The sequence below is a fragment of the Nonomuraea sp. NPDC049480 genome (assembly GCF_044465905.1).
Lineage (GTDB): Bacteria > Actinomycetota > Actinomycetes > Streptosporangiales > Streptosporangiaceae > Nonomuraea.
This window is the reverse complement of record NZ_JBITMD010000029.1, coordinates 80,772-102,473: the sequence shown is the minus strand read 5'-3', so window position 1 is coordinate 102,473 and position 21,702 is coordinate 80,772. Positions and strand designations below refer to the sequence as shown.

18 protein-coding genes are annotated in these 21,702 nt (G+C 71.2%); 12 read left to right on the top strand and 6 right to left on the bottom strand.

Going from position 1 to position 21,702, the window contains the following annotated elements:
• Window positions 1-30: 30 nt before the first annotated feature.
• The 3 genes from ACIBX3_RS50310 (at window position 31) to ACIBX3_RS50300 (ending at window position 4,404) form a co-directional block, all read left to right on the top strand.
• Complete coding sequence (locus ACIBX3_RS50310) at window positions 31-2,847, top strand: LuxR C-terminal-related transcriptional regulator (RefSeq protein WP_397127850.1); 2,817 nt, start codon at window positions 31-33, stop codon at window positions 2,845-2,847.
• A gap of 65 nt (window positions 2,848-2,912) precedes the next feature.
• Window positions 2,913-3,800 (top strand): alpha/beta hydrolase, encoded by an 888-nt coding sequence (locus tag ACIBX3_RS50305; RefSeq protein ID WP_397127849.1) that lies wholly within the window; start codon window positions 2,913-2,915, stop codon window positions 3,798-3,800.
• Window positions 3,801-3,921: 121 nt separating this feature from the next.
• Window positions 3,922-4,404 (top strand): cytochrome P450, encoded by a 483-nt coding sequence (locus ACIBX3_RS50300; RefSeq protein WP_397127848.1) that lies wholly within the window; start codon window positions 3,922-3,924, stop codon window positions 4,402-4,404.
• Here ACIBX3_RS50300 and ACIBX3_RS50295 read toward each other — a convergent pair.
• Window positions 4,367-4,537 (bottom strand): DUF3073 domain-containing protein, encoded by a 171-nt coding sequence (locus ACIBX3_RS50295; RefSeq protein WP_397127846.1) that lies wholly within the window; start codon window positions 4,535-4,537, stop codon window positions 4,367-4,369. The two genes, ACIBX3_RS50300 and ACIBX3_RS50295, sit on opposite strands and share 38 nt — an antisense overlap.
• An 87-nt stretch (window positions 4,538-4,624) precedes the next feature.
• Here ACIBX3_RS50295 and ACIBX3_RS50290 point away from each other — a divergent pair, with 87 nt between their 5' ends.
• The 3 genes from ACIBX3_RS50290 to ACIBX3_RS50280 all read left to right on the top strand — a co-directional run bounded on the left by ACIBX3_RS50290 (window position 4,625) and on the right by ACIBX3_RS50280 (window position 6,933).
• Window positions 4,625-4,957 carry an ArsR/SmtB family transcription factor gene (locus ACIBX3_RS50290; protein WP_397127845.1) on the top strand — a complete coding sequence of 111 codons (333 nt, stop codon included), beginning with the start codon at window positions 4,625-4,627 and terminating at the stop codon, window positions 4,955-4,957.
• Window positions 4,958-5,081: 124 nt separating this feature from the next.
• Window positions 5,082-5,960 carry a 1,4-dihydroxy-2-naphthoyl-CoA synthase gene (locus ACIBX3_RS50285; protein WP_397127844.1) on the top strand — a complete coding sequence of 293 codons (879 nt, stop codon included), beginning with the start codon at window positions 5,082-5,084 and terminating at the stop codon, window positions 5,958-5,960.
• Window positions 5,961-6,018: 58 nt separating this feature from the next.
• Window positions 6,019-6,933, top strand: a complete 915-nt coding sequence (locus tag ACIBX3_RS50280; RefSeq protein ID WP_397127843.1) for an aminoglycoside phosphotransferase family protein — start codon at window positions 6,019-6,021, stop codon at window positions 6,931-6,933.
• On the opposite strand, the gene ACIBX3_RS50275 is transcribed toward ACIBX3_RS50280, so the two are convergent.
• Complete coding sequence (locus ACIBX3_RS50275; RefSeq protein WP_397127898.1) at window positions 6,921-7,835, bottom strand: NADP-dependent oxidoreductase; 915 nt, start codon at window positions 7,833-7,835, stop codon at window positions 6,921-6,923. The two genes, ACIBX3_RS50280 and ACIBX3_RS50275, sit on opposite strands and share 13 nt — an antisense overlap.
• Window positions 7,836-7,993: 158 nt before the next feature.
• Between ACIBX3_RS50275 and ACIBX3_RS50270 the strand changes: the two genes are divergently transcribed.
• From ACIBX3_RS50270 to ACIBX3_RS50260, 3 genes are read left to right on the top strand one after another with little or no spacing between them, the layout of a single operon-like run.
• Window positions 7,994-8,545, top strand: a complete 552-nt coding sequence (locus ACIBX3_RS50270; protein ID WP_397127897.1) for a hypothetical protein — start codon at window positions 7,994-7,996, stop codon at window positions 8,543-8,545.
• Window positions 8,545-10,641 (top strand): flotillin family protein, encoded by a 2,097-nt coding sequence (locus ACIBX3_RS50265; protein ID WP_397127842.1) that lies wholly within the window; start codon window positions 8,545-8,547, stop codon window positions 10,639-10,641. Before ACIBX3_RS50270 ends, ACIBX3_RS50265 begins: the two co-directional genes overlap by 1 nt.
• A gap of 2 nt (window positions 10,642-10,643) precedes the next feature.
• Window positions 10,644-15,656 carry a DNA repair ATPase gene (locus tag ACIBX3_RS50260; RefSeq protein WP_397127841.1) on the top strand — a complete coding sequence of 1,671 codons (5,013 nt, stop codon included), beginning with the start codon at window positions 10,644-10,646 and terminating at the stop codon, window positions 15,654-15,656.
• 36 nt (window positions 15,657-15,692) lie between these two features.
• On the opposite strand, the gene ACIBX3_RS50255 is transcribed toward ACIBX3_RS50260, so the two are convergent.
• A complete protein-coding gene (locus ACIBX3_RS50255) occupies window positions 15,693-16,133 on the bottom strand; it encodes a MarR family winged helix-turn-helix transcriptional regulator (RefSeq protein WP_397127840.1) in 441 nt (146 codons plus the stop codon).
• An 84-nt stretch (window positions 16,134-16,217) separates the two neighbouring features.
• On the opposite strand from ACIBX3_RS50255, the gene ACIBX3_RS50250 reads away from it, so the two are divergent.
• On the top strand, window positions 16,218-17,363 hold the full coding sequence (locus ACIBX3_RS50250) for an FAD-dependent oxidoreductase (protein WP_397127839.1): 1,146 nt from the start codon (window positions 16,218-16,220) through the stop codon (window positions 17,361-17,363).
• Here ACIBX3_RS50250 and ACIBX3_RS50245 read toward each other — a convergent pair.
• A complete protein-coding gene (locus ACIBX3_RS50245) occupies window positions 17,325-18,203 on the bottom strand; it encodes a 4-hydroxy-tetrahydrodipicolinate synthase family protein (protein WP_397127838.1) in 879 nt (292 codons plus the stop codon). The two genes, ACIBX3_RS50250 and ACIBX3_RS50245, sit on opposite strands and share 39 nt — an antisense overlap.
• 71 nt (window positions 18,204-18,274) lie before the next feature.
• Between ACIBX3_RS50245 and ACIBX3_RS50240 the strand changes: the two genes are divergently transcribed.
• Window positions 18,275-19,150: a LysR substrate-binding domain-containing protein gene (locus tag ACIBX3_RS50240; RefSeq protein WP_397127837.1), complete on the top strand. Its 876-nt coding sequence runs from the start codon at window positions 18,275-18,277 to the stop codon at window positions 19,148-19,150.
• Here the strand turns inward: ACIBX3_RS50240 and ACIBX3_RS50235 are convergent.
• Window positions 19,125-19,715, bottom strand: a complete 591-nt coding sequence (locus ACIBX3_RS50235; protein WP_397127836.1) for a TetR/AcrR family transcriptional regulator — start codon at window positions 19,713-19,715, stop codon at window positions 19,125-19,127. The two genes, ACIBX3_RS50240 and ACIBX3_RS50235, sit on opposite strands and share 26 nt — an antisense overlap.
• Window positions 19,716-19,798: 83 nt before the next feature.
• Between ACIBX3_RS50235 and ACIBX3_RS50230 the strand changes: the two genes are divergently transcribed.
• Window positions 19,799-20,755: a zinc-binding alcohol dehydrogenase family protein gene (locus tag ACIBX3_RS50230; protein WP_397127835.1), complete on the top strand. Its 957-nt coding sequence runs from the start codon at window positions 19,799-19,801 to the stop codon at window positions 20,753-20,755.
• On the opposite strand, the gene ACIBX3_RS50225 is transcribed toward ACIBX3_RS50230, so the two are convergent.
• Entirely contained in the window at window positions 20,744-21,688 is a 945-nt protein-coding gene (locus ACIBX3_RS50225) for a serine hydrolase domain-containing protein (protein ID WP_397127834.1), read from the bottom strand. The genes ACIBX3_RS50230 and ACIBX3_RS50225 overlap by 12 nt on opposite strands.
• Window positions 21,689-21,702: the final 14 nt, after the last annotated feature.

Below are 21,702 nucleotides of genomic sequence, written 5' to 3'. Positions count from 1 at the left end.
CGTCGCCCGTTCCGCTATACAGTCCCTTTCGTGCTGTACGGCAGAGCCGCGGAGACCTCCGCGATCGAAGCCCTGATCACCTCGGCCCGCACCGGCGAGGGCCGCGCCCTGGCGCTGCGCGGCGAGGCCGGCGTGGGCAAGTCGACCCTCCTGGACTTCGCCGCCTCCCTCGCAGCCCGCGATGCCGCGTCGCCGGGCGGGTCTCGGGCGGGGACGATGCGGGTGTTGCGGGCGGGCGGGATCGAGGCGGAGTCCGATCTGGCCTTCGCCGCCCTGCACCAGCTGCTCCATCCGGTGATCGGCTTGCTGGACGCGCTCCCGGGGCCGCAGCGGGACGCACTGGCCGGAGCGCTCGGCCTGGCCGCCGCCGCGCACGGACCGGACCGTTTCCTGGTGTCGGCGGGCGTCCTGTCGCTGCTGGCCGAGGCGGCGACGCCGAGCGGGCTGCTGTGCGTGGTCGACGACGTGCAATGGTTCGACCGGGCCTCCGTGGACGCGCTGCTGTTCGCGGCCAGGCGACTGCGGACCGAGGGCATCGCGATGCTCCTGGCCGTACGCGGGGACACCGTGCTGAAGGGCGTGCCCGAGCTGCGGGTCGGCGGCCTGGACGAGACGAGCGCCGCCCTGCTCCTCGACGCCGCCGTCACCGTCGCTCCGGAGGTCAGGACGCAGTTGACGGCCCTGACCGGGGGCAACCCGCTCGTGCTTCGCGAGACCGCCGCGTCGCTGTCCCCGGACCAGCTCGCCGGACGTGCGCCGCTGCCCGATCCGCTGCCGGGCGGCGAGCAGTTGTTCGGCGAGCAGGTGGCCCGGCTGTCCGCGGGCGCCCGCCTGCTCCTCCTGCTCGCCTCCCTGGAGAGCGACCTCGCCCTGGTCCTCCGCGCCGCCCCCCGCCTGGTCACCACCTGGCCGGACGCCACCGACACCGGTCGTGGACCCGACGTCGGACCGCCGAGCACACCAGCAGCCGACCTGGGAACGCACGAGAGCACGCCGCCCGGACCGGGGACCGAGGCGGTGCTGCACGAGGTGGAGGTCGCCGGGCTGGTGACGGTGTCGGGTGGGGTGATCCGGTTCCGGCATCCGCTGGTCAGGTCGGCCGTGCACGCCGCCGCCACCTCCGTACAGGTCCGCGCCGCGCACGCCGCCCTGGCCGAGCTGGTGGACGACGACAGGCGCGCCCTGCACCTGGCCGCCGCCACGGTCGGCAGGGACGAGACGGTGGCCGCGGCGCTGGCGGCCTCCGCTGTGCGGGCGAGGGCCAGGGGCGGGTACGGCGACGCCGCGACGGCCCTCGCCAGAGCGGCCGAGCTCACCCCTGACCCGCTCCACAGAGCGGAACGTCTGAAGGACGCCGCCACCGCAGCCTGGCTGGGCGGCCGCCCCGGCCTGGCCCAGAGCCACCTCGCCGCAGCCCGCGAACTCGCCGAGACCATCCCACCCCAGGCACCTGCCGACGTCACCGGAACCGGGGTCGTCCGGACCGGCAGGAGGGCTGGGTTGCTGGAGGAGATCGCGCAGTTGCGGGGCCGGTTCGAGTTGACCTCTGGGGACGCGGCGGAGGCGGTGCGGATCCTGGCGGCGGGCGGAAGCATCGAGATGCTGGCCGACGCGTCAGAAGCGGCGAGCTACGTGGGGGACGTGGCGGCCATTGTGGAACTGGGGCGGCGGGCCAGGGCGCATCCGCCCGGCTTCCTGCGGGACGTGGTGGCCGGGATCGGGGCCATGCTGGAGGACGGCACCGGGGGCGAGTTGCTGCGCGGGGCGCTGGCCCGGGCCGGCGAGCTGACCGGGGCGGCGGACCTGCTGTGGGCGACGGCGGCGGCCAGTTACCTCGGGGAGGCCGACGTGTCCGCGGAGCTCGCCGAGCGGGCCGGGCGAGCCGCCAGGGTCTCAGGAATGGTGGGGCAGTTGCCCGTCGTGCTGGAGTTCGTCTCGACGGCTGAGCGGATCAAGGGCAGGCTGGCCGAGAGCGCCGCCATCGCGGAAGAGGGGCTGGAGCTGGCGCGCGAGGCCGGATACCGCAATTCGGTCGCCGCGCACCTGGCGAACCTGGCCGTGGTGTCGGCCCTGCGGGGCGAGGAGGAGCACTGCCGCCGCCAGGCCGAGGAGGCGCTGGCCATCGCGATCCCGCACCGCATCGGCCTGCGCGCGGGCGTGGCGGCGTACGCGCTGGCGATGCTCGATCTGGGCATGGGGCGGTATGCGGCGGCGCACGCGAGGTTCGCCTCCATCGCCGCGGCCGGTCCCGGCGCCGGGCACCCGACGGTGGTCTGGCGATCCACGCCCGACCGGGTGGAGGCGGCCGTGGCGGCGGGCGAGCACGAGGCCGCCAGGGAGGCGGTGGGCGCTTACGAGCGGTGGGCGGCGCACGCCACCACGGACGAGTCCCAGGCCCTGCTCGCCCGCTGCCGCGCCCTGCTCGCCGACGGCGGCACCGAGCCGTTCGAGGACGCGTTGCGGCGGCACGGCGAGCCGTTCGAGCGGGCGCGCACAGCGCTGCTGTACGGCGAGCGCCTGCGCCGCGCGCAGCAGCCCGGCCAGGCGCGTCACCATTTGCGCGCGGCGCTGGAGACATTCGAGCGGCTGGGGGCCAGGCCGTGGGCCAAGCGAGCGCACGGCGAGTTGCGGGCGGCGGGTGAGGCCCAGGCCAGGCCCGAGAGCGACGCGCAGGCGGCGCTGACCCCGCAGGAACTGCGGATCGCCCGGCTGGTGGCCGAGGGGGCGTCCAGCAAGGAGGTGGCAGCACGGTTGTTCCTCAGCCCGCGGACCGTCGAGTACCACCTCTACAAGATCTATCCCAAGCTCGGCATCACCTCCCGTACTGAACTGGCGCGGCTGCTCTGAACGCCAGTAGTCCTACGGAAGGCATCCGTAGCCGTCCCAGGCACTCTTGAGTCATGCAAACGAACATGATCGACATTGACGGCGTGGAGCTCTGGACCGAGGAGTTCGGGGACGTCACGCACCCGCCGATCCTGCTGGTGATGGGGTCGATGACGCAGGGGATCCTGTGGCCGGACGAGTTCGTCGGGCGGCTGGTCGCCGCGGGCCGGCGGGTCATCAGGTACGACCACCGCGACACCGGCAGATCGGCCACCTTCGACTTCGAGAAGCAGCCGTACACGTGGCACGACATCAAGGACGACGTGCTGCGCGTGATGGACGCGTACGGGCTGGACAGCGCGCACCTCGTCTGCCACTCGGCCGGCGGCCTGCTCGGCCAGCTGATCGCCGTCGAGCACCCGGAACGGGTGCGCACGCTCACCGTGATCGGCTCTTCGCCGCTGGGCGGGCACGAGGGCGCGGTGATCATGCGAGCGCTCACCGGGCAGCCGCAGCCGGAGGGCAGCCTGCCGCCACCCAGGCCGGAGTTCGTGGCGCACTTCCAGAAGGTGATCGCCGCGCCGCCGCCGGCCGACCGGCGTGAGCAGGTGGAGCGCATGATCGAGGAGGCGCGCGTGCTGCACGGCACGGCGTTGCCGTTCGACGAGGACGCTGAGCGGCGCCTGCAGGAGCGGGTCCTGGAGCGGGCCCGCGACCTCTCGGCCCTGGTCAATCACCGTCTGGCGCACGCGGCGTGCCCCGGCTTCGAGCCGGAGGGCGTGCTGGACAGGATCAAGGCGCCGACGCTGGTCATCGAGGGTACGCACGAGCCCGCCAAGCCCGGCCACAGCGCGATCATCGCCGACCGGATCCCGGGCGCGGAGCTGCTGATGATCGAGGGGATGGGGCACATGTTGCCGCCCCAGGCGTACGAGGAGCTGGCCGCGGCCATCATCCGTCACACCACGCGGTGAGCTGCCAAAGGGCGGCGAACCGCCGGGCATGAGACCCCGGGACCGGCCTGGCCTGGGCCTTCGAGCGGCTCCCGCGCCTGCCCCGCGGAGCGGCGAGCCTGGGGCGGAGAGCGGTGCTTGCGTGACCAGCGAAGCTGCGCACGCCGTCGAACGGCTGCCGGACGACGAGCCCTGCCTCGACGCGGTGGTCAAGGAGGTGCTACGCGTCCGGCCCGTCGTCTATGAGGCGCCGCGCCTGTTCGGCGCCCCGCTCAGGCTCGGCGAGCACGAGATCCCGGCCGGCTGGGTCGCCGGGCCGTACATCCCGCTGGTGCACCGCGATCCCGCGGCGTTCACCGCTCCTGATGAGTTCCGTCCGGAACGATTCCTGGACGGTCACCAGAGCCGGGCCTGGATGCCGTTCGGCGGCGGCCGGCGCTTCTGCGTCGGCGCGCAACCGGCGCTTCTGGAGATGCGGGTCATCATCCGCGAGGTGCTGCACCGCTTGGAGCTCTCGGCGCCCGATCAGGCGCCGGAGGCCAGGCGGCTGAAGAACGTGACGTTCGGCCCCGCGAACCCGACCCGCGTCATTGCGCGCGCTCGGACTCCTGCTCGGACGCCGTAATCGGGTAGCCCTCCTCGCTCCGCTCGTCCGCGCCCAGCTCCTTGCGAAGCCGGTCGTAGTCGATGTTGTGGTTGGTGTACTTCAGCTGGCGAGCGACCTTCGTCTGCTTCGCCTTGGCTCTTCCTCGGCCCATGGCTACTCCCTAGTCCCCGCTGTCATGCTATCCAACAACGTTACGACTTGAAGAATTATGCAACTCAACTAGATTAGTCTGGGCTGTATGCACGTGGAGGTCTATCAGGCCAAGGCTGACTTCTTCCGGACGCTCGGCCACCCCGCTCGCATCAGAGTGTTGGAACTTCTTCAGCAGGGGCCACTTCCTGTCAGGGACCTGCTGGCCCAGATCGACATCGAGCCGTCGAGCCTTTCGCAGCAGCTTGCGGTCCTGCGCAGGGCGGGGATCGTGAGCGCGATCCGCGAGGGCAGCACGGTGGTCTACACGCTGGCCACGCCGGAGCTGGCCGATCTGCTCGGCGCGGCCCGCCGCATCCTCACCGACATGCTCGCCGACCAAGGCGAGCTGCTCGCGGAGCTGCGGGCGGAGGTGACATAGAGCACCCGCCGCCGCCGGCGTGAACGGCCTGCGGATGGGCAGTGCGCCCCGGCCTGCGCGTCACCGAGGTCCAACAGGAGTGGGCCGAGTGGCCCGAAGGGACAGATCCATTAGGCTCGGTCGCATGGTCTCCGAGCTGTTCGATCCCAAGGCGTGGCAGGCGGTCGAGGGATTCGACTTCACCGACATCACCTACCACCGAGCGCTGGACCAGGGCACGGTGCGGATCGCCTTCAACCGCCCCGAAGTGCGCAACGCCTTCCGCCCTCAGACCGTCGACGAGCTCTACCGAGCGCTTGACCACGCCCGGCAGACCACGGACGTCGGCTGCGTGCTGCTCACCGGCAACGGCCCCTCCCCCAAGGACGGCGGGTGGGCCTTCTGCTCGGGCGGCGACCAGCGCATCAGGGGCAAGGACGGCTACCAGTACGCCGACGGCTCGGCCTCCACCGGACGGCTGCACATCCTGGAGGTGCAGCGCCTGATCCGCTTCATGCCCAAGGTCGTGATCTGCGTGGTGCCCGGCTGGGCCGCGGGCGGCGGCCACAGCCTGCACGTCGTGGCCGATCTCACCCTGGCCAGCGCGGAGCACGCCCGCTTCAAGCAGACCGACGCCGACGTGGCCAGCTTCGACGGCGGCTTCGGCTCGGCCTACCTGGCGCGGCAGGTCGGGCAGAAGTTCGCCCGCGAGATCTTCTTCCTCGGCGACACCTACACGGCGGCCGACGCGCACCGCATGGGCATGGTCAACGCCGTGGTGCCGCACGCGGAGCTGGAGGTCACGGCCCTGGAGTGGGCCCGCAAGATCAACGGCAAGTCGCCGACGGCACAGCGGATGCTGAAGTTCGCCTTCAACATGATCGACGACGGGCTGGTCGGGCAGCAGGTGTTCGCGGGCGAGGCGACGCGGCTGGCGTACATGACGGACGAGGCGGCCGAGGGGCGCGACTCGTTCCTGGAGAAGCGCGCTCCCGACTGGACGCCCTTCCCCTGGCATTACTGAGCGCAGACCCGGCGGCTGGACGAGCACAATCGTCGTCACCCCCGGGGAGACTGGGGGCATGCGGATCACGGTGCCGGAGGCGTTGACCGAGTCGCTCGTCAAGTACGAAGGGGAGGCCGGGCGCGCCTGGTCGGCAGGGCTGCCGCCGCTGGCCGAGCGGTACCTCGAGGAATGGGAGCTGCGGCTCGACGGTGAGCCGGGGCACGGCGTGGCGTCCCTGGTGCTGCCCGTGCTCCGCGCGGACGGCACGGGGGCCGCGCTCAAGCTGCAGCCGGTCACCGACGAGACCGTCGGCGAGGCGACGGGGCTGCGCGCGTGGGACGGGAACGCGTCCGTGCTGCTGCTCGACCACGCCCCCGAGACCGGCACCCTGCTGCTGGAACGGCTGCACGCCGACCGTCCCCTGTCGGCGATGCCGGACGACATCGAGGCGTTGGAGATCCTGACCGAGCTGCTCGCCCGGCTCGTCGCCCACCCCGCACCCGAGGGCATGCGCCACCTCGGCGACATCGCGCGAGCCATGCTGGACGACGTGGACGAGGCCGTCACGAAGTTGCCGCGCGAGCACGACCGCCACTGGCTGCGGTGGTGCGCGGACGCGGTCGCCGAGCTCGTCTCCGAGCCCGGCGACCGGCTGCTGCACTGGGACCTGCACTACGACAACGTGCTCGCGGGCGACCGGGAGCCGTGGCTGTCCATCGACCCCAAGCCGCTGGCCGGCGACCCGGGGTTCGAGCTGTGTCCCGCCCTGTGGAACCGGTGGGACGACGTGGTCGCGACCGGCGACGTGACCCGGGCGGTGCTGCGCCGCTTCGACGTGATGGTCGACGGGCTCGGCCTCGACCCGCGGCGGGCGGCCCGCTGGACGCTGGGCCGGGTGCTGCAGAACGCGCTGTGGGAGGTGGAGGACGGCGAGCACGAGCTCAACGAGATCGGCCTCGCCGTGGCCGAGGCCGTACGTCAGCGGATCTGAAGAACGATCTTGCCTGCGCCGTGCCCGGTCTCGATCTCCCGGTGCGCGTCCGCGGCCTCCTCCAGCCCGTACGTCCGCCGCACCGGGAACGTGAACCGGCCCTCGGCGATCAGCCTGGCGTAGCGCCCGAGCCGCTCGGCCGTACGCACGCCCTGGACGCGCTTCACCCCCAGCTCGTCCGCCTTGCCGTGCTCGACCAGCGTGACGATTCGCCCACGGTCGGGGACCAGCTCCAGGGAGACCTCCAGCGCGTGGCCCCCGGCTCCGTCCAGGGCGGCGTCCACCCCGCCGGGCGCGAGCGCGCGAATCCGGTCGGCCAGCCCCTCCCCGTAGACGACCGGGATCGCGCCGAGCCGGCGCAGGTAGTCATGGTTCGCCTCGCGGGCGGTGCCGATCACCGTGACCCCCCGCATCCTGGCGATCTGCACCGCCGCCGTGCCCACGGACCCGGCAGCGCCGTGCACGAGCAGCGTCTCGCCCTCCTTGACGCCGAGCCCGTCGAGTGCCAGCTCAGCGGTCTGCACCCCCGAGGTCAGCCCGCCTGCCACCTCCCACGGCACATTTGCGGGCTTGGGCGCCACGTCCGTCCCCGGGACCACGATGTACTCGGCGTAGGAGAACAGCGCCGAGAACCCCAGCACCTCGTCCCCCACGGACACCCCGGTCACTCCCTCGCCCGCCTGATCCACCACGCCCGCGAACTCGTTGCCCGGGATCCGCGGGTAATCGATCTCGGGCAGGTACGGCGGCAGCCACCCCGTCCGTACGGCCGCGTCGAACGGCTGCACGCCGGCCGCCCGCACCCGTACGCGCACCTGCCCCGGGCCCGCCTCGGGCGCGGGCAACTCCATCACCTTCAGCACTTCGGGACCACCGGGCTCGGCGAACGCCGCCGCCCTCATCACTTCGTTCATGCCGCCAAGCCTGCTACCTCAACCATGGTTGAGGTCAACTGATCCAACACGCAGACCCGTTTCGGGAACTTTCTCCTTTACTCGCGCTTTATCTGGATATAGTCCGTCTGGACATCTACACGGGGGATGGGGCACACCGAGGCGTGATGGCCGAGTTCATACACACCGCGTTGAGTTTTCCGACTGTCTTATTCAGTTTCCTTCTCGTGGTGGTCGTCGGTTATTGGCTGGTAGTCGTCACCGGCCTCTTCGAGCTGGACGACGACGCGCCCTGGCTGGGGTTCGGGGGAGTCCCAGCCGGCATCACGCTCTCACTGCTGATCGCCCTCGCCTGGCTGCTGAGCCTGATCGGCAGCCAGCTCGTGAGCGGCGGGCCGCTGATCGTCGTTCCCTTCGCCGCCGCGGGCGGAGCCTGGCTGGTCACGCGTGGTCTGCTGGTGCCGCTACGCAGGCTGTTCCCCGAGGGGAACACGGCCTCCCGCGGCGAGTTCGTCGGCCAGATGTGCGTCATCCGCACCGGCACGGCCACCCACGACTTCGGCCAGGCCGAGGTCACCGCCGCCGACGGCTCGTCCGCGGTCGTGCAGGTACGCACCACCGGACAGGACCGCCTCGCGCGCGGCGACAAAGCACTCATCTTCGAATACGACGCAAACGGCGAATTCTTCTGGGTCATGCCCTACGAAAGAGAGCTCTGATGGAAGTCATCTCAACCGGCTTCGGCGTTTTCCTCGCCGTCGTCCTGATCATCGTGATCGGCCTCCTCCTCGTCGTCGGACGCCTTTTCCGCAAGGTCGAACAGGGCAAGGCACTGATCGTGTCCAAGGTGAACAAGGTCGATGTGACGTTCACCGGAGCCGTGGTCCTGCCGGTCGTCCACAAGGCCGAGATCATGGACATCTCGGTGAAGACGATTGAGATCGAGCGGACCGGCCGCGAAGGCCTGATCTGCCAGGACAACATCAGGGCTGACATCAAGATCACGTTCTTCGTCCGCGTGAACAAGACCGCCGAGGACGTCATCAAGGTCGCCCAGGCCATCGGCACCGCCAGGGCCAGTGACGAGACCACGCTGCAGGCGCTGTTCAACGCCAAGTTCTCCGAGGCGCTCAAGACCGCCGGCAAGCAGCTCGACTTCGTGGACCTCTACACCAAGCGGGACGAGTTCCGCGACGAGATCGTCCGGCTCATCGGCACCGACCTGAACGGCTACAGCCTGGAAGACGCCGCCATCGACTACCTGGAGCAGACCGGGCTCCACCAGCTCGACAAGAACAACATCCTCGACGCGCAGGGCATCCGCAAGATCACCGAGCTGACGGCGATCGAGCACGTGCGCACCAACGAGTTCCAGCGCCACGAGGAGAAGGAGATCACCCGCCAGAACGTGGACGCCCGCGAGGCCATCCTCGAACTGCAGCGCCGCCAGGCCGACGCCGAGATGAAGCAGAGGCGCGAGATCGAGACCGTCAAGTCCCGCGAGGAGGCGGAGATCGCCCGCGTGGCGGCCGAGGAGCGCCTGCGTGCCCAGGCCGCCCACATCAAGACCGACGAGCAGCTCGGCGTGCAGCACGAGAACAAGGACCGCGAGATCGCAGTCGCCGTGAAGAACCGCGAGCGCGTGATCGCCATCGAGTCCGAGCGCATCGAGAAGGACCGCGTCCTCGAGGTCATCTCCCGCGAGCGGGAGACCGAGCTGTCGCGCATCGCCAAGGACAAGGAGGTCGAGACCGAGAAGCGGGCGATCGCCGAGGTCATCCGCGAGCGCATCGTGGTCGACAAGACCGTGGCCGAGCAGGAGGAGGCCATCAAGCGGCTGCGCGTGGTCGAGGAGGCCGAGCGCACGCGCCAGCAGGTCATCATCGCCGCCGAGGCCGAGGCCCAGGAGAACCTGGTCAAGGACATCAAGGCGGCCGAGGCCGCCGAGGCCGCGTCCAAGTTCAAGGCCCGTGAGGAGCTCGTGCTCGCCGAGGCCCGGCAGCAGGCCGCCGAGCTGGACACCCGGGCCAAGATCCGGCTCGCCGAGGGTGTCCAGGCCGAGTCCGCCGCCGCCGGCCTGGCGCAGGTCCAGGTCAAGGAGCGCGACGCCGAGGCCATCGAGAAGGTCGGCCGCGCCGAGGCCGTGGCGCTGAAGGAGAGGCTGTCCGCCGAGGCCGACGGCGCCAAGGCCATGGCCGTGGTCGAGGGCGCGCGGCTCAAGGCGCAGGCCGAGGGCGAGCAGGCGATGGCGCTGGCCGCCGCGGCCGCGGTGGGCGAGAAACTGAAGGCCGAGGCCGAGGGCCTCACCGAGAAGGCCGCCGCGCTGGCGGCGCTGGACGATGCCAGCAGGGGGCACGAGGAGTACCGCCTGCGCCTGGAGGCCGACAAGGAGATCCGCCTCAAGCACATCGACGTGTCGCGGCAGGTGGCCGAGTCGCAGGCGAGCGTGCTGGCCGCCGGGCTCTCCAAGGCGAACATCGACATCGTCGGCGGCGACACGATGTTCTTCGACCGGGTGGTCGGCTCGATCACCGCGGGCAAGGTCGTGGACGGGTTCATCGACCACTCGCAGCTCGCCGGAGCCATCGTCCGGCCGTACGTCAACGGTGAGGCCAGCCTGGCGGCCGACATCGCGAACGTGGTCGGCGGCGTGCGCACCGAGGACCTCAAGAACCTCACCGTCTCCGCCCTGCTCATGAAGCTCATCCAGGACGGCGGCCCGCAGTCGTCGGCGCTCGGCGAGCTGCTGGAGACGGCGCGCCGCCTGGGCGTGGCCGACTCGCCGGTGGCGGCGCTCGCGGGGGCGAGGGGCTGACTGTGACGACGGTCGAAGCGGGCCCGGGGCTGGAGGCGGGGACGTACGAAGTCCTCAGGAACCGGCTCCAGGCCCAGGCCAAGGCCCTCGCGGTGGCGGCCGAGGCGCTCAACGGAGCGCGACTGAAGGTCTTCGGCGGGGCGGAGCTGCGTCTGCTCGGCACCGAGCGGATCCGCACCGAGAACAACTGCGTCCCCAGGGACATCGTCTCCCTGGGGGACGTGATGTTGTTCGGCTACAACGTCTTCATCGGGCTCAAGCCCGAGACGGCGGTGTCCGACGTGTTCGCGGTGCACCGGTTCTCCAGGGACGGCGACGCCTTCCGGTTCGACGCCGACAAGCTGGCGGCCCTCGACGATCCGGCCTTCAAGAAGGACTTCGCCGAGCTCTACCGGTACTACAAGGAGGCCAGGCTCCAGCAGCTCAGGCGGGTGGAGGGCAAGCTCCTCGCGGTGTTCAAAACCGGTCCGGGCGACCTGCGGGTGCTGCGCTGGGTGGTCGACACCGGCGGAATGCCGAAATATCTGGACAACCGGGGTGAGCGGGATCACGTGTTCCCGCCGTCGCACGACTTCGAGTGGACGCCGACCACCCGCGACGACCACGTGCTCGGCCGCCATCCGCACATCTCGATCCAGGGTGAGGTGTTCGTCGAGACCGTCGGCGGCGACCTCACCATCAAGATCGAGGACAACACGGAGACCGGCGCGGGCATCTACTCCGAGCCGGTCGCCGAGCAGCTGCAGAGCCTGGCCGACGCCGACGTCGAGTACGCCAGGGCGGGGCCGCTGATCCTCATGCGGATCCGTCCGTACAAGGAGACCGAGTGGCGCCACCTGGTCTTCAACACCCGGACCAAGGCCGTGACCAGGCTGGACGGCATCGGGCAGGCGTGCCAGCGCCTGCCTGAGGACCAGGGGCTGATCTTCCCCGGCGGCTACTACCTGACCACCGGGGTCAGCAAGACGTTCGACACGGACGTGACGGACCTGGAGTTCGAGCGGGTCGTCCGCTCCCCCAACGGCGAGGACGTCCTGTACGTCTTCCACGCCAGGGGCGACGGGCGCTCGCTCCTCCTGCCGTACAACGTGATCAGGAAGGAGGTGGCCAACCCCATCGTCTGCCACGGGTACTCGCTGTTCGACGACGGCACGATGGTGGTCTTCCGCGCCACCTCCGAGGAGCCCACCCGGGTCCACCCGATGCAGGTCTGGCAGACCCCGTACGTCTCCGACACGTACGCCGCCGCCCAGCCCGCCGGAACGGGGCCGCTGGAGCGGATCGGCAACGCCGAGCTGGTACGCGGCATCTCCGACTGCCTGTCCGTGTCCCGCATGGTCGAGGAGATGGCGCCGTCGGCGGGCACGTTCGAGGGGCTGATCGCGGCCTGCACACGAGCGTTCGACTCCTACCACTGGCTCGGCGAGCACGGCCTGCGCGCGCCGCTCGCCGACGTGCGCGCCACCGCCGAGCAGGTCCTCGACGAGTACGAGAACGTCGAGCAGCTCACCCGCCAGGCCTCCGACACGCTGGCCACCGCCACCGAGGAGACCACCCAGCTCGTACGCCAGGCGCGCGCCGACAGCCCGGCGACCGCCGACGCCTGGGTGACCATGCTGGCCACGCTGCGCCGCGCCCAGGGTCGCCTGGTGACGCTGCGCGAGGTCCGCTACATCGACCTGGCCGCGCTGGACGCGCTGTCGGCGTCCGTGGCCGAGGAGCTGGACTCGACCGGTCGCCGCGCGGTCGCGTTCCTCTCCGGGGAGGACGCGTTCACGTCCTACCACGCGGCCGTCGAGCAGCTGGCAGCCGACGCGGCCGCGATCGCCACGGTCGCCGAGGCCGGGCCCGTCGCCGACCGGCTGGCCGAGCAGGCCGAGGGACTGGAGGTCGTCACGGAGGTCGTCGGCTCGCTGGACATCGCCGACGCCACCGTGCGCACCTCCATCCTGGGCCGCATCGCCGAAGTGCTCGGCGGCGTGAACCGAGCCCGCGCCGTGCTCGACGGGCGCCGGCGCGAGCTGCTCGGCGCGGAGGGGCGGGCCGCGTTCGCCGCCGAGTTCGCCCTGCTCGGGCAGGCCATCACCGGCGCGCTGGCGATGGCCGACACGCCCGGCAAGTGCGACGAGCAGCTCGGGCGGCTCATGCTCCAGCTGGAGAACCTTGAGTCGCGCTTCGGCGAGTTCGACGACTTCGCCGGGCAGCTGTCGGCCAAGCGGGACGACGTCTACGAGGCGTTCTCGGCCCGCAAGCAGACCCAGCTCGACGAGCTGGCCCGCCGGGCGGACCGGATCTTCGCCTCGGCCGAGCGCATTCTGGGCAGCATCACCCGGCGGCTCGGGTCCCTGGGTTCTCTGGACGAGGTCAACACGTACTTCGCGACCGACCCGATGGTGACCAAGATCCGCTCGGCCGCCGGGGAGCTGCGTTCGCTGGGGGACGCCGTACGGGCCGAGGAACTGGACGGGCGGGTCAAGTCGGCGCAGCAGGAGGCCGCGCGGGCGCTCCGGGACCGTCTGGATCTCTTCTCGGACGGCGGCGAGACCCTGCGCCTGGGGCGCCACCGCTTCGCCGTCAACACCCAGCCCATCGACCTGACGCTGGTGCCGCACGACAACTCCATGTACTTCGCGATCACCGGCACCGACTACCGGTCGCCCGTGCCGTCCTCCTTCGAGGTCACCCGGCGTTTCTGGGACCAGTTGCTGGTGTCGGAGACTCCGGAGGTCTACCGTGCCGAGCACCTGGCCGCCTCCCTCCTGGACTCCGTCGGCCCCGGGGCGGCCCTGGCCGACCTGGTCCGGCAGGCCGCCGAGTCCCGCTACGACGAGAGCTACGAACGCGGAGTCCACGACCACGACGCCACGCTCATCCTGGACACGCTGGTGCGGCTGCGCGAGGGAGCCGGCCTCCTGCGCTACCCGGCCGAGTCCCGCGCCATGGCCCAGCTCTTCTGGTCCTTCGGGGTGGACGAGGTTTCACGTAAAACATTCACCACCCGGGCCATGTCGCTGGTCCGCGCCCGCACGGTCTTCGGCGTCTCTCCTGCTCTGGAGGCGTTCGCCGCGGAACTCGGCACGTTGATCGCCGCCTTCGTGACCTCCTTCCATCCCAGCACGCCCATCCTCCCCGCACCCCGGCCCGGCATCACGGACACGGGTGTCGCGGACGCGGGCACATCACCTGCTGCGGCTGCATCGCTTGGTGCGGCCGGGCAGGCCGTCAGCCACCTCAGCCACGAGCTCCCCGGCGCCGGGCCGGCGGGTTGGGGTGCGGCGGCGATCGGCGCGGCGGGCACGGCGCCCGGCCCGGCGGGGGCGGCGAGGCCGGCTGGGGAGTATCTGGTCGAGGAGCTGGCGAGCAACCCCTTCGGGTTCGTGACCAGCAAGGCGGCCCGCGACCTCCTCGACGGTTTCCGCCAGTCCCTGGGCCCGGTCAAGATGCGGGAGTTCGAGGAGGACCTCAAGGCGGTCCCCCTCCCCGAACGCCTCCAACTGGCCCATGCCTGGCTGAGCGCCTACCACGAGGGCCCGGAGACGGTGGAGGCCATCGCCGTCCAGCTCTGCGCCGACCTCCCCCGCCACGATTCCAGCGCCGCGATCTCGGAAACCGTGGACGGCCTCCTGGGCACTCATCCCCGGATCAAGGACCGCAAGCTGGACATCCGGCTGGACGAGATCCTCACCAGGACCCGCCGCTTCCGCGAGGAGCGGGTCCCCGCCTACCGCGCCTACCAGCGCCGCAGGAACGAACTGGTCGAGGCCGAGCGCCACCGCCTCCGCCTGGACGAGTACAAGCCCAAGGTCATGAGCGCGTTCGTCCGCAACCGCCTGCTCGACGAGGTCTACCTCCCCCTCATCGGCGACAACCTGGCCAAGCAGCTGGGTGCGGCCGGCGCGGGCAAGCGCACCGACCAGATGGGCCTCCTGCTGCTCATCTCCCCGCCCGGCTACGGCAAGACGACCCTGATGGAGTACGTGGCCAGCCGCCTCGGCCTGGTCTTCGTCAAGGTCAACGGCCCCGCCCTGGGCCACGAGGTCACCTCGCTGGACCCGGCGGACGCGCCCGACGCGACGGCCAGGCAAGAGGTGGAGAAGATCTCGTTCGCCCTGGAAACGGGCAACAACACGCTGCTCTATCTGGACGACATCCAGCACACGTCGCCGGAGCTGCTGCAGAAGTTCATCTCACTCTGCGACGCCCAGCGCCGCATCGAGGGCGTCTGGAACGGCCGTACCCGCACGTACGACCTGCGCGGCAAGCGGTTCGCGGTGTGCATGGCGGGCAACCCGTACACCGAGTCCGGCCAGCGTTTCCGCATCCCCGACATGCTCGCCAACCGGGCCGACGTGTGGAATCTGGGCGACGTCCTGTCGGGCAAGGACGAGTTGTTCGCACTGAGCTACATCGACAACGCGCTCACCTCCAACCCGGTCCTCGCGCCGCTGTCCGGCCGCGACCGATCGGACGTGGAGCTGCTCGTACGTCTCGCGAAGGGCGACACGACCGTCCAGCCGGACCAGCTCAAGCACCCGTACAGCAAGCCCGAGCTCGACCAGATCCTCAGCGTCCTGGCGAAGCTGGTGCGCGTGCAGGAGGTCGTGCTGGCCAACAACCAGGCGTACATCGCCTCGGCCGGCCAGTCCGACGCGGCCCGCACGGAGCCGCCGTACCGGCTGCAGGGGTCGTACCGGAACATGAACAAGCTGGCCGAGCGCATCGTGCCCGCCATGAACGAGACCGAGCTGGAAACGGTGGTCGACGACCACTACCTGGGCGAGGCGCAGACCCTGACCACGGACGCCGAGGCCAACCTGCTCAAGCTGGCCGAGCTCCGCGGCCGCCTGACCCCCGCCCAGGCCGAGCGGTGGGCGGAGATCAAGCGGGCGTACCTCAGGACCAAGGCGCTCGGCGGCGCGGACGACGACCCGATGGTCCGCGCGGTCGGCGCGATCGGCCTGCTGGCCGACCGGGTGGGCGAGGTCGGCACGGCCATCAGGGAGTCCGACCGCTGAGTTCCCACCCCGCCGTCACCCCGGTCCTGCAGCGCGTCATTCGGCGATCAGCTTCGTGGTCGCCTCCCGCTGCAGGGCCGTGGACCGGGTGAGGAAGTCGAGGATCACTTCCAGCTGCTCATCCGTGTAGTGCTCGTACAGCTGCGCCAGCGCGGCCACGAACGGCTCGAACAGCTCCCCGAACCCGGCCAGCCGCTCGAAATTGATCTCGACGATGACCCGGCGCCGGTCCTTGGTGTCGCGCACCCGGCGGACCAGCCACTTGCCCTCCAGCCGGTCGATCAGACCGCTCACACTCGCCGGCGCCAGCCCCGTGTGCTGCGAGATCTCCCCTGCCGTGAGCGGGCCGAGGCGTTGCAGCAGGTCGAGGGTCTTCTCCTCAGTCATCCCCAGTCCGAGTCGCTCCCCCATGGCGCTGTGGTACATGACGGCGGCGTTGCTGCTCTCCCTCCCCGCGACGGCGAGGTCCTCCAGCAATTTCTTTCGGTGTTCCGAAATACCTCTCGACACGAGTCCCGCCTTCGCCATATATTTCGTTCGACCGAACGAAAGGTTAGCATAATGAAGGCCCTGATCATAGGTTGTGGCATCGCAGGTCCCGTCACCGCAATGGCCCTGCGGGAGGTGGGAGTGGACGCCGAGATCTTCGAGGCGTACGACGAGGGCTCCGAGGGTGTGGGCACGTTCCTCAACCTCGCGTCGAACGGCCTGGCCGCCCTGCGTGTCCTGGGCGCCCACCGCAAGGTGCTGGACAAGGCCATCCCCACGCCGCGGATGGTCATGTGGAGCGGCACAGGCAAGCGGCTCGGCGAAGTGGCCAACGGCCTGCGGCTCGACGACGGAACGGTGAGCCACACCGTCCTGCGCTCCGATCTCTACCGCGGCATCCGCGACGAGGCCGAGCAGCGGGGCATCAAGGTTCGGTACGGCAAGCGCCTGGTCTCGTACGACGAGAGCACGGGCCAGGTCACGGCCCGCTTCGAAGACGGCACCGAGGCCACCGGCGATCTGCTGATCGCCTGCGACGGCGTGCACTCGCGCACGCGCTCCATCCTCGACCCGCAGGCCCCGGCACCCCGCTACAGCGGCCTGTACAGCTTCGGCGGGATCGTGAAGGACGGCGGCCTGACGGGCGAACCCGGCGTGTACAACATGATCTTCGGCAAGCGCGCGTTCTTCGGCTACACCGTCGCCGAGTCGGGCGAGACCTGGTGGTTCGCGAACCTGCCCAGGCGGCTCGGCGACGTGCCGGCGAGTTGGAAGCCGGAGCTGGTCAGGGCGTTCGAGGACGACGCGAACGCCTCGGCCGAGGTCATCGGGCGCAGCGACGCCGGGCTGGGGTCGCCGATCTACGACCTGCCACCGGTGCCCGTGTGGCACCGTGGCCGGGCCCTGCTCCTCGGGGACGCCGCACATGCCACCTCACCGAGCGCGGGCCAGGGCGCCTCGCTGGCCGTCGAGGACGCGGTCGTGCTGGCCAAATGCCTGCGGGACAGCGGGGACCACCGGGAGGCGTTCGCGCGCTTCGAGGCCGAGCGGCGGCCCAGGGTGGAGCGGGTGGTGGCGTACTCGCGGACGATCAGCAACAGCAAGGCCGCGGGCCCGGTGGCCCGGGTCTTCCGCGACCTGATGCTGCCGATCTTCCTGAAGAGGAGCGCGAGCCAGGAGTCACTCGCCTGGATGTACCGCTACCAGGCCGGCCTGTGACACGGCCGCCGCGCCGGCGGGCACCAGCGGCAACCGCACGTCCGGGGTCGGGATCAGGCCCTGGGCGTGCAGCACGCCCTTGATCACGGTGGGGTTGGGCTCGGCGAAGAGCGCGGCCGACAGCCTGGCCAGCCGGTGCCCGAGCGCCCTGGCCCGGCCCGCGTCCCCCGCGTGCCAGGCGTCCACCAGCTCGACGAAGCTCCGGGTCCGCAGGTGCGCCGAGGCCAGGACCCCGCCCGCGGCGCCCAGCGCGAGCAGCGGCGAGATGAACGCGTCGTCGCCGCCGACCACCTCGAACCCGTCGGGCAGGTCCGCGAGCAGGTCGACGGCGTCCTGGTCGATCCCGCCGGCCGCGTACTTCACGCCGGCGACCATCGGATGCGCCCCCAGCCGGCGCAGCGTGGCGGCGCCGACCGCCTGGCCGGTCCGGTACGGGATGTGGTAGATCACCAGCGGCACCGGCGTCTCCTCGGCCAGCGCCTCGAAGTGCGCGACGACGCCGCGCTCGCCGGGCCGCAGGAAGTACGGCTCGGTCACCAGCGCCGCCCCGACCCCCTCGGGCAGACTCCGCAGCGCCCGCGCCGTCGAGCGCGTGTCGTTCCCGGTCACTCCCACGGTCAGCAGCGCCTGCCGCTGCGCGCAGACCCGCGCGCACGTCTCGATCACCTCGGCCCGCTCCTCGGGGTCGAGCGCGGCCACCTCGCCGGTGGTGCCCAGCGCGACCAGTCCGGCCGCGCCTTCATCGAGCACCTGGTGGGCGAGCTTCTCGATCGCGTCCACGGCCACCTCGCCCGCCGAGGTGAAGGGGGTGACCAGCGGTACGTGGATTCCTCTCAACATGCTTCGAGCTTGAACTGAGAGAACCCATTAGGTCCAGTTCTGATTCCTACGCTTCAGCGTAAGCTGACCTTATGCTCGATCCACGCAAGCTCCGCCTGCTCCGCGAACTGGCCAGTCGCGGCACGATCGCCGCGGTCGCCGAGGCGGTCACGTTCACGCCGTCGGCGGTCTCCCAGCAGCTCAGCGCGCTGGAACGGGAGGCAGGCGTGCCCTTGCTGGAGCGCACCGGCCGCACCGTGACGCTGACCCCGGCGGGCCACCTCCTCGTCGAGCACGCGCAGGCCGTGCTCGAACAGCTCGAACGCGCCTCGGCGGCCCTCGCCGCCGCCCGGGGCGGCCCGTCGGGGCCCCTGCGGATCGGCGCGTTCCCCACGGCGGCCCGCGTGCTCCTGCCTCGCGCCCTCGCCGGGCTCGCCGCCGCGCACCCGGGCCTGGAGCCGATGGTCGCGGAGATCGACCCGGCCGACGTCTCGGCCGCACTGCGGGCGGGGGAGCTGGACGTGGCGCTCGTGCACGAGTACGACTTCGTCCCGCCCGTCACGGACGCGTCCATCGAGACCGAGCCGCTGTTCGGCGAGCCGATGTACCTGACGAACCGGGCCTCCGTCATCGCCGCCCGCGACGACCCCTGGATCGTGAACAAGCCCGGCACCCTCTGCCACACCATGGCGATCAGGGCGTGCCAGGCGGCGGGCTTCGAGCCGCGGGTCAGGCACCACGTCGACGACTTCGACACGATCCTCGCCTTCGCGGCGGCGGATCAGGGCGTGGCGCTCGTACCGCGCCTGGCCGCCACGTCGCCGCCGCCCGGCGTCACGCTCACCCGCCTGCCGCTGAGCCGCCGCACACTGGCGGCGTTCAGGAGGGGCTACGGCGATCACCCGGCGGTCAGGGCGGCCGTCGCCGTCTTCCACACGGTGGTCAAGGACCTCCCATCAGCCCCTTGACCAGGTCGGCGTAGCTCGCGGCGAGCCCTTCGTGCTCTCCCGCCCGCAGCCGGCTCGCGATCGGCTCCATGTGCAGCACGCCGAGCAGCATGTGCGCTATCAGCTCGGCGTCCACATCGGGCCGCCCCTCCGCGATCAGCCCTGACACGTGCCGGTGCCAGAACAGGTAGATCGGATTGGCCTCCCTCGGCTGCTCGGCGGCCGCCTTGCTGGTGAGCATCGCGTGCTGATGCGCCGCCACGAGGTTGCCGTTGCGCGCCGCCAGCACGGCCACCGCCTCGAAGAACGCCACCAGGCGCGCCACCGGCGGCGCGCCCGGCCCGAGCGGCGGCGGCCCCTCAGTGACGGCCTGCTCCAGCTCGCGCGCCCGCTCGGCCATGAGCTCCCGCATGAGCCCGGTACGGCTGCCGAACCGGTGGAAGACCGTCCCCTTGCCCACGCCGGCCGCGATCGCGACCCGCTCGACGGACACCTGCTCGGGCGGGTGTCGCCGCAGCAGCTCCTCGGCCGCCCGCAGGATCGCCTGCCTGTTGCGCGCGGCATCGGCCCGCTCCCGACGTTCCATCCGGTCATTCTTTCGCATGGACAAACTTGACCAGTGGTCCATATATTAACTGGACCATCGGTTCACTTGCGAGGAGAGAACGCATGCGTGCTGTCGTCCTGCTGGAAACAGGCGGCCCCGAGCAGCTCAAGGTGACGGACCTGCCACGCCCCCGCCCAGGAGAGGGGCAGGTGCTCGTCCGCGCCCAGGCCATCGGCGTCAGCTACGCCGAGACCCAGATCAGGGCGGGCAGCCTGCCGTTCCCGCTGCAGTTCCCCGCCGTGCTCGGCGCGGAGGCGGTCGGCGAGGTCGTGGAGGTGGGCGCAGGCGTCAGCGCGGAGCTGCTCGGCACCACGCGGGTCGGGGTGACCGGCGGCGTGGGCGCGTACGCCGAGTACGTGCTGCTGCCCGCCGCCATGACCTGCCCGGTCCCGGAGGGCGTGACGCCGGCGGAGGCGCTGGCCGTGGCCGTGCCCGGCGCGATCGCCCTGGGCCTGCTGCACCGGGCGCGGCTCCAGGGCGGCGAGACCGTCCTGGTGGAGGCGGGCACCAGCTCGGTGGGCAGCCAGCTGGTACGCCACGCCAAGGAGTTCGGGGCGGCGAGGGTGATCGCCACCGCTGGATCGCCCGCCAAGCGGGAGCGGGCGGCCGAGCTGGGCGCCGACCTCGTGATCGACCACGGCTCCGCGGATTGGCCCGGCGAGCTCCCGGCGGACGTGGACGTCGCCTTCGAGTCCATCGGCGGGACGTCGGCCGGAAAGGTGCTCGACCACCTCACCCCCGGCACCGGCCGCATGCTCTACTACGGGCTGCTGAGCGGCGAGCCGGCCGCCGTCACCGCCGCGGACCTCATGGAACGCGGCGTGACGCTCGTCGGCTGCAGCGGCCCGGGGTGGGCCGGAGAGGTGTTCGGGACGCGTTATCCGGAGATGCTCGACCGGCTGGGATCGGGGCGCGGCCGGGCGTTCATCGACCGCACGCTGCCGCTGGAGGAGGCCGCCGAGGCCCATCGCCTCCTGGAGAGTCGCGCGGTCACGGGGCGCGTCCTCCTAGTCGTTTAGGACCGCGTCGAGCACGGCCGCGCTGCTGCCGGTCTCCTGGTCGTATTCGCCCGCGGTCACCGCCACGACCAGTTCCTCGCCGGGGGCCACGAGCAGGCGCTGACCGCCGTTCCCGATGCCCTGGACCGAGTGGCGTTCGCCGGTGTCGACGTACCACTGGTAGCCGTACTCGAAGCCGTCCTGGATCGTCACGCGCGGTCGCAACATCTCCTCGATCCACTCGGCGGGCACGATCCCGCGGCCGCCGTCGAGCACGAGCTGCCCGACGGCGGCCAGGTCGACGGGCCGCAACCGCACCCCGGCCGCGGCCATCGCGAGCCCGTCGCTGCCCTTCGACCACTGGAACCCGGTGATGCCGAGCGGCTCGAAGAGCGCGGTGGCGGCGTACTCCTCCAGCGGCCGGCCCGTCCCGCGCGCGATGATCCCACCGATCAGCGCGGTCGCGCCGCCGCAGTAGATCCAGCGCTTGCCCGCCTCCTCGACGATCGGCCGCTCCAGCACGTACCGGTATCGGTCGGGGGCGAACTCCATCGCGATCTCGCTGTTGGCCGTGCTCGTGTAGGGCGCGTCCTCGTTCCAGTCGAGGCCGAGCGTCATGGTCAGCGCGTGCTCGATGGTGAGGTGGGCCCGCTCCCGATCCGCCACTAAATCCGGATATTGCGTGAACTGCTCCACCAGCCCCGCGTCCGGGTCCGGCACCAGCCCTTCGCCGAGCGCGATGCCGTACAGCAGTGCCACGACGCTCTTGGAGATGGACCGCACGTCGTGCAGGGTGTCCCAATCGAACTCGACGTGCCCGAGCGAATCGCCGAGCCGGTGATCGACCCCGGCCCCGTACCGCTCCAGCACCACCTCCCCGCCCCGCATCACCACGAGCCCGTGAAACCCGGGCGCCTTGCCCTCCCGCAGAACCGCGTCAACCCGCTCCGCCATTGCCACAGTGTCCT